Annotated in this window: 9 protein-coding genes; 6 read left to right on the top strand and 3 right to left on the bottom strand. The window is 62.6% G+C overall.

The genetic code is table 11. The annotated features are described in order from the left end of the window. Positions 1-13: 13 nt before the first annotated feature. Positions 14-940, bottom strand: a complete 927-nt coding sequence (locus tag R2E40_RS13575; protein ID WP_201355789.1) for a cation diffusion facilitator family transporter — start codon at positions 938-940, stop codon at positions 14-16. 169 nt (positions 941-1,109) lie between these two features. Between R2E40_RS13575 and R2E40_RS13570 the strand changes: the two genes are divergently transcribed. From R2E40_RS13570 to R2E40_RS13555, 4 genes are all read left to right on the top strand, one after another. Then, on the top strand, positions 1,110-4,169 hold the full coding sequence (locus tag R2E40_RS13570) for an FAD-binding and (Fe-S)-binding domain-containing protein (protein WP_318163607.1): 3,060 nt from the start codon (positions 1,110-1,112) through the stop codon (positions 4,167-4,169). Beyond that, the gene (locus R2E40_RS13565) at positions 4,169-4,657 is read left to right on the top strand and encodes a hypothetical protein (protein WP_318163606.1); all 489 of its coding nucleotides are present in this window, start codon (positions 4,169-4,171) and stop codon (positions 4,655-4,657) included. Before R2E40_RS13570 ends, R2E40_RS13565 begins: the two co-directional genes overlap by 1 nt. Positions 4,658-4,783: 126 nt before the next feature. Then, on the top strand, positions 4,784-5,245 hold the full coding sequence (locus R2E40_RS13560; protein ID WP_029300255.1) for a hotdog fold thioesterase: 462 nt from the start codon (positions 4,784-4,786) through the stop codon (positions 5,243-5,245). A 180-nt stretch (positions 5,246-5,425) separates the two neighbouring features. Continuing rightward, positions 5,426-7,321, top strand: coding sequence for a DEAD/DEAH box helicase (locus R2E40_RS13555; protein WP_016351112.1), 1,896 nt, complete (start codon positions 5,426-5,428; stop codon positions 7,319-7,321). Between the two features lie 369 nt (positions 7,322-7,690). Here R2E40_RS13555 and R2E40_RS13550 read toward each other — a convergent pair whose 3' ends face one another. Both R2E40_RS13550 and rnt read right to left on the bottom strand, forming a co-directional pair. Next, positions 7,691-9,013: a Na+/H+ antiporter family protein gene (locus tag R2E40_RS13550; RefSeq protein WP_065477001.1), complete on the bottom strand. Its 1,323-nt coding sequence runs from the start codon at positions 9,011-9,013 to the stop codon at positions 7,691-7,693. Positions 9,014-9,260: 247 nt separating this feature from the next. After that, the gene (gene rnt, locus R2E40_RS13545) at positions 9,261-9,920 is read right to left on the bottom strand and encodes a ribonuclease T (protein ID WP_275201692.1); all 660 of its coding nucleotides are present in this window, start codon (positions 9,918-9,920) and stop codon (positions 9,261-9,263) included. A 148-nt stretch (positions 9,921-10,068) separates the two neighbouring features. Here rnt and R2E40_RS13540 point away from each other — a divergent pair, with 148 nt between their 5' ends. Together R2E40_RS13540 and R2E40_RS13535 are read left to right on the top strand one after the other, a co-directional pair. Further along, positions 10,069-12,042, top strand: a complete 1,974-nt coding sequence (locus tag R2E40_RS13540; RefSeq protein WP_318163605.1) for a methyl-accepting chemotaxis protein — start codon at positions 10,069-10,071, stop codon at positions 12,040-12,042. 68 nt (positions 12,043-12,110) lie between these two features. Then, complete coding sequence (locus tag R2E40_RS13535) at positions 12,111-12,986, top strand: flagellar protein MotY (RefSeq protein ID WP_318163604.1); 876 nt, start codon at positions 12,111-12,113, stop codon at positions 12,984-12,986. The last annotated feature ends 20 nt before the right edge of the window (positions 12,987-13,006 follow it).

Here is a 13,006-nt window from a genome sequence, read left to right as displayed (position 1 = left end):
CCCGCCGTGTGGCTTACAGCCAGCGTTTCTCGCGGGTGAAGCAGACCGACAGCCAGGCGTCCCCCAGGGTATCGCCGAGGCGGGACCAGAGCTCCTGGCGCAGGGCATCCTGGCGCTCGACGGGCCACTCCTGACCGGGGGCCACCAGAATGTTGAGTTCGAGATCGAAGCGGCGGCCGCTTTTCGCCAGATGGCTGTAGCACTCAAAGCCATGGCGCAGGCGCAGGGCTTCGACTTCGCTGGCCACCAGCCGGGAGACATCCCCCTTGGGGGCGATCTTCAGCACTTCCCGCAGGTTGCGACCGAGCACCTTGATGGGGATGAGAGTGGCGCACAGGGCCAGCAGCGAAACCAGTACCGGGTCTATGTAGCGGTTGTAGTGGCCGTAGCCGATGGCATCGAGGCCGATGGCGACCACGAAGCCGATGAGCAGGGTGGTGCTGAGCAGGGTGTCGACCAGCCACTCCTTGGAGTCCACCCGTACCAGCTCGGAGTTGACCCGCTCGGCCACGTCGGCCTCGACCCGGTAGATGATGCCGCAGAAGAAGGTGGATACGACGGCATAGATGAGGGCGTGGCCGAGATCGATCTCCCGTCCGCCCGCCAGCAGGGTGGTGAGGCCGTTGTAGAGTGCCGCCAGGCAGAGCAGCAGAATGATGGTGCCGTTGATGACGTTGGCGATGGGTTCGAAGTGGGCGTAGCCGTATTGAAAACGGGCGTCGGAGGGACGGGTAACCAGGTAGGCGGTGATGAGCCCCAGGCCCGTCATGCCCATGCTGAACAGGGTGAAGATGCCGTCCAGCATGATGGCGTTGGAACCGACGAACAGGCCATAGCCGATCCCGAAAATGGCAAAGGTGATGCAACCAAACAGCGACAAGGTCAGCGCCTGTTTTTCGGTGCGAATAAGCGTACTGATAACATGGCTGTAATGAGCCATAAAAGTCCTCCTTTCAAATGGTGAAGATTGCGCGCGCAAGCGGTTTTCTAGCTGATATACTGCCCGCTCACATGTGAGCGGACTGGTTCGGGGGCCCGCGAAGAGGCTGGCCCGAACGGTCGTTGTCGCCGGAGTTCCGGCATCAAGCAAAGGAAGGGAACAAGGATTCATGATCCCGAGACTCGATTACCAGGACAGTTTGTCACCTACAACCCTGCAGTTTCTTGAGTTGCTGGCGCGATCAGCATTTCGTGGTGATATCGAAAAGTCTTATGCAAGCCGGTTGGCGATGGCGACGGATAACAGCGTCTATCAGGTAGTACCTCAGGCGGTTCTCTATCCGCGCAGTGCGGACGATATTGCGGTGATGCTCAAGCTGGCCCAGGGGCCCGAGTACGCAACCTTGAGTTTCTTCCCTCGCGGCGGCGGTACCGGCACCAATGGTCAATCCTTGGGCGGCGGCATTATCGTCGATCTCTCGCGCCATATGAACCAGATCATGGAAATTAATCTGGAAGAGGGCTGGGTGCGGGCCCAGGCCGGGGTGGTCAAAGACCAGCTCAACGCCTATTTGAAGCCCCACGGCTACTTCTTCTCGCCGGATCTCTCCACCTCCAACCGCGCTACCCTGGGCGGCATGGTCAACACCGACGCCTCCGGCCAGGGGTCGCTGGTGTACGGCAAGACCTCGGATCACGTGCTGGGCCTCAAGGCCGTGCTGGAAAACGGCGATCTCATGGCCACCGAGCCGGTGACCGGCCCGCGTCTGGCTGACAAGTTGGCGCTGGAGAGCCGTGAAGGGGAGATCTATCGCACCCTCTATCGCATCGGCAAGGAGCGCCGCGCCGACATCAAAGCCACCTTCCCCAAGCTTAACCGCTTTCTGACCGGTTACGATCTCAAGCACCTCTATCAGCCCGATACCGACACTCTGGACGTCAGCCGGGTGCTGTGCGGCTCGGAAGGCTCCTTGGGCTTTATCACCGAAGCCAGGCTCAACATCACCCCCATCCCGCGTTACCGCACGCTCGTCAACGTCAAGTACGACAGCTTCCCGTCGGCCCTGCGCAATGCCCCCTTTATGGTCGAGGCCCAGGCGCTGTCGGTGGAGACGGTGGACTCCCGGGTGCTGGGACTGGCCCGCGCCGACATCATCTGGCACTCGGTCAAAGAGTTCATTCAGGAGGTGCCGGGCAAGGATCTGCAGGGGCTCAACATCGTCGAGTTTGCCGACACTGACGAGAATGAGCACAAGGCCAAGGTGGCCGAGCTGTGCCGGCGCATCGACGCCCTGCTGGCCAAGGGGGAGGCGGGGATCATCGGCTATCAGGTGTGCAACCACCTGGCCAGCATCGAGACCATCTACGCCATGCGCAAGAAGTCGGTGGGGCTGCTCGGCAATGCCGAAGGGCGCAAGAAGCCGGTGGCCTTCACCGAAGACACTGCCGTGCCGCCGGAGTCGTTGGCGGACTTCATCATGGAGTTTCGAGCCCTGCTCGATGCCCACGGCCTTGACTACGGCATGTTCGGCCACGTCGATGCCGGGGTGCTGCACGTGCGCCCGGCGCTGGACTTGTGCGATCCCGAGCAGGAGGTGCTGCTGCGGCGCATCTCCGATCAGGTGGTGGCACTCACCGCCAAATACGGCGGCCTGATGTGGGGCGAGCACGGCAAGGGCTTTCGCTCCGAATACAGCCCCGCCTTCTTCGGCGAGCTGTGGGAGGAGCTGCAACGGGTCAAGGGGGCGTTTGACCCCGCCAACCGCATCAACCCGGGCAAGATCTGCATGCCTTATGGCAGCGGCGCCGAGCTGGTGTCGGTGGACGGGCCCAAGCGCGGCATGTTCGACCGCCAGATCCCGCTGGCGGTGCGCACCAGCTATACCCGTGCCCTCGATTGCAACGGCAACGGCCTCTGTTTCACCTTCGAGACCGACTCCCCCATGTGCCCCTCGGTCAAGATCAGCCGCGACCGCCGTCACTCTCCCAAGGGGCGGGCCGGCCTGATGCGCGAATGGCTGCGCCAGCTGGCAGAGCAGGGCTTCGATCCGCTGAGTGAGGAGGTGGCGCTGCAAAGCGGCGGTCTGCGCTTCAAGCAGATTGTCGACAAGTTTCGCAACACGGTGGCCCGCGCCCGCGGCGAGTATGACTTCTCCCACGAGGTGATGGAGGCGATGGAGGGGTGTCTGGCCTGCAAAGCCTGCACCAGCCAGTGCCCCATCAAGGTGGATGTGCCCACCTTCCGCGCCCGCTTCATGCAGCTCTATCACAGCCGCTACCTGCGCGGCCCCAAGGATTACTTCGTCGGCACGGTGGAAGCTTACGCCCCCCTGCTGGCCAAGGCGCCGAAACTGGTCAACTTCTTCCTCGAGAAAGAGTGGGCCCAGAAGGCGACCGAGAAGAGCATCGGCATGGTGGACGTGCCGTTATTGAGCGTGCCGACCCTGGCCGAGGAGCTGCGCGACCATCGCGCCCGCTACTTCGATCTGCCGGGCCTGGAGGCCATGAGCCCCGAGCAGCGTCGAAAAGTGGTGCTCATCGTGCAGGATCCCTTCACCAGCTATTACGACGCCCCCGTGGTGCGTGATCTGGTGAAGCTCGCCAGCAAGCTCGGCCTGCAGCCCTATCTGCTGCCGTTCAAGCCCAACGGCAAGCCCCAGCACGTGAAAGGTTTCCTGCGCGCCTTTGCCCGTACCGCCGCCAGCAGCGCCCAGTTCCTCAACAAGGTGGCGGCGCTCGGCATCCCCATGGTGGGGGTCGATCCCTCTCTGGTGCTCTGCTATCGGGACGAATACGTGAAGGCGCTCGGTCCTGCCCGTGGCGACTTCCAGGTGCTGCTGCCCCAGGAGTGGCTGCTCTCCTTGCCGGCCGAGGCGTTGCCGGTGCGAGAAGCGGATGCCGGCGTCGAGCCCTGGTATCTGTTCGCCCACTGTACCGAGAAGACCGCCAAGCCATCGACCCACGGTGACTGGAGTGCCCTGTTCCGCCGCTTCGGTGCCACGCTGCAACCGGTGTCGGTGGGCTGCTGCGGCATGGCCGGTACCTATGGCCACGATGCCAAACAGGTGGAGAACTCCAAGGGGATCTATGGCCTGAGCTGGGCCGAGCCCCTGGCTCGCCTGCCGCAAGCCCGTTGTCTGGCCACCGGATATTCGTGCCGCAGCCAAGTCAAGCGGATGGAGGGGGAGAAGCTCAAACACCCGCTGCAGGCCCTGCTGGAACTGCTCTGATGCTGACCCTGCCCAAGCGGTTTCGGGTGCCACAAGCCTATCGGCACCCGCACTTCCTGCTGCTGCCGGTCAACCCGACCCAGGCAGTGGTGGAGTTCGTCGCCATGCTGCGCGAGCGCGAGCAGCTTCATCAGCTGTTTCGCCCGGACGACGTGTGGCCCTCCGCCAATTTCAGCCTGAGCCAGCACGAGGCCGATCTGGAGTGGCAGCACTCCGAGTTTCTGGCCAAACGCTCCTTTGCCTATGGCCTCTGGAGCCCGGCACGGGAGCCCGAGTTCTGGGGCGGGATTTACCTCTACCCCTCGGTGCTGCCGGAGGTAGCGGTAGAGCTGTTCTTCTGGAAGGTGACCGAGGCGCCGCTCACCGATGCCGAACTGGAGGCCGAATTGCGCGCCTGGCTCGGCAAGGTATGGCAGTGGCCCGAGCCACGCCTGCCGGGGCGGGACCAGCCCTGGGCCGAGTGGCCAGGGGTGACCTATCCCTGGTGAGGGTCAACCTCGATGCAAGATGCCCGTGCGTGGGCATCTTTTTTTTTGCTCTTTTTTCGCCGACACTGCTGGTTTGCCGCTACGGCGCAGCGATAACCCGTTGATCACGCAAGGAGTCCGCTCACCATGAGTCAAGAAAGCAGCCCCATCTGGCGCAAGCCCATGAGCCTTGAAGGGCTCAACGCCAGCTCCCGCAATACTCTGATGGCCCACCTCGACATCGTCTACAGCGCCTTTGGTCCCGACTGGCTGGAGGCCACCATGCCGGTGGATCACCGCACCCATCAGCCGCTTGGCATGTTGCACGGCGGCGCATCTGTGGTGCTGGCGGAGACGCTGGGATCGCTCGCGGCCAACATGGCGGTCGGACCCGACAGTTACTGCGTGGGGCTGGAGGTCAATGCCAACCACCTGAGAGCCAAGCGGGAAGGGGTGGTGACGGGGCGCTGCACGCCATTGCATCTGGGGGCGACGACTCAGGTGTGGCAGATAGAAATTCGCGATGAACGTGGTCGTTTATTGTGCACCAGCCGGTTGACCATGGCGGTGCTCAAACACAAGCGGGACAAGGACTCTGGCGAAGCGTGATCTGCAATAACGCACCATGAGTGAAAAATAAGCAAGCCATAGTCGCAAGATCCCTCTATAATTGCCAACGTCTTGAGAGGCTTATCACATTTTTCAAGACAGCAGAACAAAGTGGCGCTATAATCGCCGCCTTTTTGCTATTCCGCGGTGTTAGCCGCCTGCCTTAATCTGGAAGAATCTATGTCTGATACCGAACAACTGCCCCTTTTTAGTGAGCTTGGACTGGCCGCGCCTGTACTGAAAGCGCTGCAGGACGTGGGCTATGAGCGCCCGTCCCCCATCCAGGCCGCAGCAATTCCCCACCTGATGGCGGGCCATGATCTGCTGGGGCAGGCGCAAACCGGTACAGGGAAGACCGCTGCTTTTGCCTTGCCTCTGTTGTCTCGTCTGGAAGCTGGTAACCGCAACACCCAGATCCTGGTGCTGGCACCGACGCGTGAACTGGCCCTGCAGGTGGCTGAAGCGTGCCAACGCTATGCCCACCACATGCCTGATTTCCACGTGCTGCCCATCTACGGCGGCGCCTCCTACGAAACCCAGACCCGCGCCCTGCGCCGCGGTGCTCAGGTTGTCGTGGGTACCCCGGGCCGTGTGATGGACCTGATCCGTCGCAAGAACCTGGACCTCTCCGGCCTGAAAGCCCTGGTGCTGGACGAAGCGGACGAGATGCTGCGCATGGGCTTCATCGACGACGTGGACTGGATCATGGAACAGTGCCCGGCCGGTCGTCAGGTTGCCCTGTTCTCCGCCACCATGCCGGAGCAGATCCGTCGTGTGGCCCAGAAGCACCTGAAGCAGCCCAAAGAGATCAAGATCGCCTCCAAGACTGCGACCGCTACCACCATCCGTCAGCGTTACTGGCAGGTGACCGGTCTGCACAAGCTGGACGCCATGACCCGTCTGCTGGAAGTCGAGCCCTACGAAGCCCTGCTGGTGTTCGTACGCACCAAGAACGCCGCCGAAGAACTGGCTGGCAAGCTGGCTGCCCGTGGTCACGCCTGTGAAGCGCTGCACGGTGACATCCCGCAGAAGCTGCGTGAGCGTACCGTCGACAAGCTGCGCCAAGGCCAGCTGGACATCCTGATCGCCACCGACGTGGTCGCCCGTGGTCTGGACGTTGAGCGCATCACCCACGTGGTGAACTACGACATCCCCTACGACACCGAATCCTACGTTCACCGTATCGGCCGTACCGGTCGTGCCGGTCGCAAGGGTGAAGCCATCCTGTTCGTGGCACCGCGCGAGCGTCGCATGCTGCGTGCCATCGAGCACGCAACCCGTCAGGCCATCGAGCCGATGAAGATGCCGAGCACCGAGGACATCAACCAGCACCGTCTGGCCAAGTTCAAGGAGCGCATCCGCGAAACCATGATGGGCGAAGAGCTCGAGATCTACGTGAACCTGGTGAACGAGCTGATCGAAGAAGACTCTGCCGATCCGCTGGAACTGGCTGCCGCACTAGCCAAACTGGTACAGGGCGACCAACCGCTGCTGCTGGATGACTCCATTCCGGATCCGGTGTTCAACGCCGGCAACGATCGCGGTGGTTTCGAGCGTCGTGACTTCAACGACCGTGGTGGCCGTGATTTCGCCGACCGTGGCGATCGCCCGGCTCGTCGCATGCCGTCCCTGGAGCCGCGTCCGCTCAAAGACAACCCGGACGTGGAGATGGAGCGCTACCGCGTCGACGTGGGTGCCCATCACGGCGTCAAGCCGGGCCAGATCGTGGGTGCCATCGCCAACGAAGCGAACATCGAGAGCCGTTTCATTGGCAACATCGACATCGCCGATGACTTCTCCACCGTCGATCTGCCCAAGGGCATGAGCGCCGAAGTGCTGGAAGTGATCAAGAAGGCCCGCGTCTGCCAGCGTCCGCTGCAGATCAGCCGCTATACCGAAGTGCCGGCCGGCAGCAACACTGCTCCCCGTCCGCCCCGCGGTGATCGTCCGTTCCGTGGCGACCGTCCTTTCAACAAGGATCGCCGTCCGCAGGGTGACCGTCCCTTCAACAAGGATCGCCGTGAAGGCGGTTTCGACAAGGGTCGCAAATTCGGTGGCAAGCGCCGCGACAGCTAAACCCTGACTGCTAGCTAAAAAGGCCGCTCATCGAGCGGCCTTTTTGTTGCCCGTCGTTCACCCAGGCGACGCCGCAGCACCGCATTGGGGGGATGTGAAAGGGGGTCAGTCCATGGCGCACTGTTGATATCGCCGATGGGTTGCCTGACATCGTCCTGGTAGTGTGGGGATGGGGCAGGGAAGAGACGGGTAAACGCAGGGTAGCGGAGGGTTGGGACGAGCGACGCCAGCATAAAAGGTAAGGATACAGCAGCAAGAGCAGGCTGAGAGGGGCGCCCGTGCTGGTTTGTCCGGCTCTATGTCATCGCGGTGACGGCAACAAAAAGGCGACCCTGGGGTCGCCTTTTATGTTTATGCATCTTGGGGGGATTAGAGCACCATGGCGGCAATCCAGCCGAAGATGATGAGCGGGATGTTGTAGTGGATGAAGGTGGGCACCACGCTGTCCCAGATATGGTCGTGCTGGCCGTCGGCGTTGAGGCCCGAGGTGGGGCCCAGGGTCGAGTCGGAGGCGGGGGAGCCCGCATCCCCCAGGGCGCCGGCGGTGCCCACCAGAGAGATGGTCGCCAGGGGGGAGAAGCCGAGATGGAGGCACAGCGGCACATAGATGGTGGCGATGATGGGCACGGTGGAGAAGGAGGAACCTATCCCCATGGTGATGAGCAGGCCCACCAGCAGCATCAGGAAGGCGGCCAGCCCCTTGTGGCCGGCCATCATGCCGGAGACGGCCTGTACCAGGCTCTCCACCCCGTGGGTCTCTTTCATCACGGCGGCGAAGCCGGCGGCGGAGATCATGATGAAGCCGATGAGGGACATCATGCGCACCCCCTGGGTGAAGGCATCCTGGCTCTCGCGGAACTTGATGACGCCGCCACAGGTGAAGATGACGAAGCCGGCCAGCGCCCCCAGCACGATGCTGTTGGTCATCAGCTGCAGCCCCAGCGCCACGGCGATGGCCAGCAGGGCGACCCAGATGTGGTTGAGGTTGAGATCGACCGTTTCCGGCTCGGCGGCCAGGATCTTCTCCAGATCATACTGGCGCGGCTTGCGGTAGCTGAAGAAGACGGCGATCAGCAGGCCGACGAACATGCCCAGCACCGGAATAGCCATGGCCAGCGGCAGCTGACTGTGTTCGACCGGCACGCCGTTGTCGATCAGGTTCTTGGCCAGGATGTTGTTGAGGAAGATGCCGCCAAAGCCCACCGGCAGCAGCATATAGGTCGCGGTCAGGCCAAAGGTGATGACGCAGGCCACCTGACGGCGGTCGATCTGCATCTGGGCCATGACGTGCAACAGCGGCGGGATCAGGATGGGAATGAAGGCGATATGGACCGGGATCAGGTTCTGGGAGGAGATGGAGACCCCCAGTACCGAGCTGAGCAGCAGGGTCTTGACCCAGAGGATGCGGGAGCTGCTGGCATCCTTGCCGAGTTGGCTGATCACTTTGCGCGCCAGCAGATCCGTGATGCCGGAGCGGGAGATGGCGACTGCGAAGGCCCCCAGCATGGCGTAGGAGAGGGCGATCTCGGCGCCGCCGCCCAGGCCACCGCTGAAGGTGCTGAGGGTCTGCTCGAGGGAGAGACCGCCGATCAGGCCGCCGACGATGGCGCCGATGGCGAGAGAGACCACCACATTGATCCGCAGCAGGCTGAGCACCAGCATCAGCGCCACCGCGATAACAACAGGATTCATTTGCTTTCCTTATAGTTTGTGTTGCTGTCTGTCGTGTGAAAGGCAGTTAGTTTGCGAAAAATGTGACAAATGTCGAGTAAAAAATCAGGTGAATGGCCTATCTACAGGATTCCCGGCGGTTCAACCCAGGTAATGAGTCGGGAGAGGTAAAAAACGGTGCTGGATGGGCCTTTTTTCGACATTCTGGTCAAACCAGATGACGCAAGAAAAGAGGCTGCCGTGGCAGCCTCTTGGGAAGGGGGCGTCGTTACTCGCTGGCGTCGTCGGCCACATCGTCCGGGTGGGCCGGGGGCCAGCCACCCAGGCTCTTCCAGCGGTTGACGATATGACAGAACAGCTCGGTGGTGCGCTCGGTGTCGTAGAGGGCGGAGTGCGCCTCTTTATTGTCAAACGGAATGCGCGCGCTCTGGCACGCCTTGGCCAGCACGGTCTGGCCCAGCGCCAAGCCGGAGAGGGCGGCGGTGTCGAAGGTGGCAAACGGATGGAACGGATTGCGCTTGAGGCCGGCCCGCTCGGCGGCGGCCATGACGAAGCCGTGATCGAAGGTGGCGTTGTGAGCCACTATGATGGCGCGGCCGCAATCCTGCTCCTTCATCCCCTTGCGGATGCCCTTGAAGATCTCGGTCAGCGCCTCTTTCTCGCTGACGGCGCCGCGCAGCGGATTGAAGGGGTCGATGCCGGTGAACTCCAGCGCCGCTTTTTCCAGATTGGCCCCTTCAAACGGCTCGACATGAAAATGGAAGATCTGGTCGGGCACGAGCCAGCCCTGCTCGTCCATCTTGAGGGTATAGGCGGCGATTTCCAGCAAGGCGTCGGTTCTGGCATTGAACCCGGCGGTTTCAACATCGATGACGACGGGGTAAAAGCCACGAAAACGGCCCTTGAGGGTGTGAACAGCGTCGGTCATGGTATCTCGGTCGGCGTGAAATGAGGCGGCATTATGGCAAAAAAGCCGGCCTTTGTCCCTCATCGGCCGCCATCGGCGCGCTGGCCGATTCTATTATCGACACGCGGGCTTATAATTGACCACTTCAACAATGGAATGGGGAGCAACGATGAAGAAGCTGGGATTGGCGCACAAGATGTTGCTGGTGGTCTGCCTGCCACTGCTGGCCTTGCTGTTCTTCTCCGGCCGATACGTCTATGAGCGTTATCGGGTCGAGCAGGAGATGAGTCAGGCCCAGGCCGCACTGGCGGTGGTGCGGGAAGCGGCGCAGCTGGCCCACGAGCTGCAAAAGGAGCGTGGCATGTCGGCCGGCTTCCTGGGTTCTGGCGGCAACAAGTTCCGCGATGCCCTGCCGGCGCAGCGCAAGCAGGTCGATACCCTGCTGCAGCGCTTTCGTGAGGATCCCGCCCTGCTGGCACTCAAAGAGGTGCAGCAGGAGCTGGCCGGGCTCACCGCCATGCGCGAGCGGGTCAGTGCGCTGGGGGTCGAGGTGGCGGAGCAGGTCAGCTTCTATACCCGGATGATCACCCAGTTGCTGGCGGTGGTGGATCAGATCAGCATCAATAGCCGGGATGCCACCATAGCGCTGCAGACCAATGCCTATGCCGCCTTCTTGCAGAGCAAGGAGCGGATGGGGCTGGAGCGGGCAACCTTAAGCAACGTGTTCGGCCGTGACAGCTTCACGCCGGCGCTGTTGCAGCAGTTCATCTCCCTGTTGGCGGCCCAGAATACCTATCTCGAGCGTTTCCAGGCGGTGGCGAGCCCCTCCCAGCGCCAGTTGCTGGCCGACAGCCTGGCTTCGCCGGTGGTGAGCAAGGTGGCCGCCATGGAGAAGCTGGCGCTGGACAAGGCGGCCAGCGGCGGCTTCGGGGTGGATGCCGAGGCCTGGTTTGCCTTGAGCACCGACAAGATCAGCCTGCTCAAGGAGAGTGAAGACCGCCTCTATCAGCAGCTGTCCGAGCGGGTGGATCAGATGCGGGCGAAGAGTGCCAGCGACTTCTGGTGGGCCGCCACCGGGGTTCTGCTGTGCGTGCTACTCACCAGTTTTGTCTGCTGGTGGGTGGTGCGGGATCTGCACCTGGGCTTCATGGCCCTGCACCATACCTTCAAGCGGCTGGTGCAGGAGAACGATCTGACGGTGCGGGTCAACTGGCGATCCGGTGATGAACTGGGGGCATTGTCGCGGGATCTGAACCACTTCCTCGAACATCTGGAGGGGCTGATGCTGGCGGTGCGCCGCTCCTGCGAGGTGCTGGCCCGCAGCGCCGCCGCCTCGGCCAACGTCATTGCGGAAGTCAACGCCGGGGTGGCCAAGGGGTTTGGCCAGGTGGATCTGGTGGCGACGGCGGCCACCGAGATGGCCTCGACGGTCGCCGAGATCGCACGCAACGCGACCCAGACCTCGCTGGCGACCCAGCAGGCCATCGGTCGGGCCCGGCAGGGTGATAAGGAGGTGGATCAGACCATCGATGCTATCCAGCAGGTCGCGGGTACCTTGAGTGATACCCAGCAGCTGGTGGACAGCCTGCATCAGGACACCGAATCGGTGGGCGAGGCGCTCAACCTCATCAAGCAGATCTCGGATCGCACCAACCTGCTGGCCCTCAACGCCGCCATCGAGGCGGCCCGCGCCGGCGAATCCGGCCGCGGTTTTGCGGTGGTGGCGGAAGAGGTGCGGGCGCTGGCGTCGCGCACCCAGCAGGCCGCCGACGACATAGAGCGGATGCTGGTGCGGCTGCGGCAGGGGGCCAATCAGGCGGTCACCGCCATGCACCTGGGGACCGAGCAGGCGGGGCTGAGCGTGACCGAGGCCAAGCGGGCGGGCAGCGAGCTGACCGACATCGTCAACGAGGTGCGCAAGGTGAGTGACATGACCGCCCAGGTGGCCACCGCCACCGAGGAGCAGCGCTATGTCACCGACGACATCCAGCACAACGTGATGACCATCCGCGAGGTGTACGAGGCGCATCGCCAGCACTCGGAAACCCTGCAGCAAAACAGCGCCGAGCTGGATCAGCTGGCGCGGGAGCTGGCGGGGCGCATCGCTCGCTTCAAACTGATGGACGCCGCCTCGACCCACTGATCGGTTTGCCCTAAAGCTTGTCCTGCCCCTGCCGATATCTAACCTGAGATCGTGTGGAGGGCAGGCAGTTGAACGCTTGGATGTTGGGGTTGGTCAGCATATCCGTGAGTATGCAGTTACAGGCGGGAGTCACCGAATTCGGTGCCGGCCTGGATCAATCCGTCTGGCGTTTGACCTCCGATACCCAGGTGGAGTGCCGGCTCGAGCACCCCATCCCCAACTGGGGCACGGGGGCATTCGTCAGCCGCGCCGGTCGCAAGATCAATCTGGATTTCGAGCTCAAGGGGCTGCGCCAGCAGGCCCAGACCCAGACGGTCAGCCTGGGCATCATGCCGCCGGTCTGGCGCCCCGGCATCGCCGGGCGGGAAGTGAGCCAGCTGCGCTTCTACCAGCAGTTTGACGGGCTGGTGGAGGGGCAGACCGCCTGGACCATGCTGGACGAGCTGGAAGGGGGGCGTATGCCGACTTTCCAGTACCGCGACTGGTATCGGCAGAATCGGCCGGTGCGGGTCTCGCTCTCCTCGGTCAACTTCCGGGTCAAGTATCAGGCCTTCGTGGATTGCCTCAATGGTCTGCTGCCCTACAGTTTCAACGACATTGCCTTCAGCGTGCTCACCTATGACAAGAACAGTGACGAGCTGTCGCTGGCTTCCAAGCGGCGGCTGGCGATGATCGGTGAGTATGTGAAGGTGGACAAGAGCATCGACGTGGTGGTAATCGACGCCTACAGCGACAGTTATGGCGGCCGCTGGCCGAACCAGAAGCTCTCCGAGAAACGGGCCGATGCCATCAAGAAGGTGTTTGTGGATCTGGGCATCGAACCCGGCAAGATCTCGGTGGAGGGGCACGGCGAGAAGCAGCACGTCGCCTCCAACGAAACCGAAGATGGTCGCGCCAAGAACCGGCGGGTGGTGATCAACATGGGCCGCAACGGCTCCATTTGAGGAAAACGAATCCATAAAAA

Origin of the sequence: Aeromonas sp. CD, assembly GCF_033349375.1 — a bacterium.
In the GTDB taxonomy this organism is placed as follows: Bacteria; Pseudomonadota; Gammaproteobacteria; order Enterobacterales; family Aeromonadaceae; genus Aeromonas; species Aeromonas hydrophila.
Note: the sequence above shows the minus strand (reverse complement) of the source record. Positions and strands in the feature narration are given on the sequence as shown.

Bases quoted from the DNA above. Each gene is read 5' to 3' on its own strand.
- rnt (WP_275201692.1), bottom strand. From the start codon at position 9,920: ATGACCGACGCTGTTCACACCCTCAAGGGCCGTTTTCGTGGCTTTTAC.
- R2E40_RS13560 (WP_029300255.1), top strand. From the start codon at position 4,784: ATGAGTCAAGAAAGCAGCCCCATCTGGCGCAAGCCCATGAGCCTTGAA.
- R2E40_RS13550 (WP_065477001.1), bottom strand. From the start codon at position 9,013: ATGAATCCTGTTGTTATCGCGGTGGCGCTGATGCTGGTGCTCAGCCTG.
- R2E40_RS13540 (WP_318163605.1), top strand. From the start codon at position 10,069: ATGAAGAAGCTGGGATTGGCGCACAAGATGTTGCTGGTGGTCTGCCTG.
- R2E40_RS13555 (WP_016351112.1), top strand. From the start codon at position 5,426: ATGTCTGATACCGAACAACTGCCCCTTTTTAGTGAGCTTGGACTGGCC.
- R2E40_RS13570 (WP_318163607.1), top strand. From the start codon at position 1,110: ATGATCCCGAGACTCGATTACCAGGACAGTTTGTCACCTACAACCCTG.
- R2E40_RS13565 (WP_318163606.1), top strand. From the start codon at position 4,169: ATGCTGACCCTGCCCAAGCGGTTTCGGGTGCCACAAGCCTATCGGCAC.
- R2E40_RS13575 (WP_201355789.1), bottom strand. From the start codon at position 940: ATGGCTCATTACAGCCATGTTATCAGTACGCTTATTCGCACCGAAAAA.